The 441-nt window shown below is 35.8% G+C and carries 1 CRISPR repeat array.

The annotated features are described in order from the left end of the window. Positions 1-18: 18 nt before the first annotated feature. A CRISPR array of direct repeats spans positions 19-420; the repeat unit is 37 nt; unit sequence GTTTCAATCCTAGTTTCTGTGGATTCGGTATTTGAGG. Positions 421-441: the final 21 nt, after the last annotated feature.

Genomic DNA, 441 nt, shown 5'->3' with positions numbered 1-441 from the left:
ATACGATTCTAGGCGTGAGTTTCAATCCTAGTTTCTGTGGATTCGGTATTTGAGGAATGACAGGAATATTCAATTCTTTGGCAATCAATTTGTTTCAATCCTAGTTTCTGTGGATTCGGTATTTGAGGTAAAGCCTTTTTTCTTTTTTTGATGAATTTATGTGGGTTTCAATCCTAGTTTCTGTGGATTCGGTATTTGAGGTCCTTTTTTAATGGCTTCAATTAAACTCGTAAAAGCGTTTCAATCCTAGTTTCTGTGGATTCGGTATTTGAGGTACTACACTACCTAATCAGTAGTTTAGAAATAAACTGTTTCAATCCTAGTTTCTGTGGATTCGGTATTTGAGGCGTGATTTCATAGTTTTTTTTTATTTGCCTCAATAGGTTTCAATCCTAGTTTCTGTGGATTCGGTATTTGAGGCTTGCCGGACTTGCGTAATTA

The sequence above is a fragment of the Algoriphagus sp. genome (assembly GCF_024305035.1).
GTDB lineage: Bacteria > Bacteroidota > Bacteroidia > Cytophagales > Cyclobacteriaceae > Algoriphagus.
This window is presented reverse-complemented; position numbering and strand designations above follow the sequence as displayed.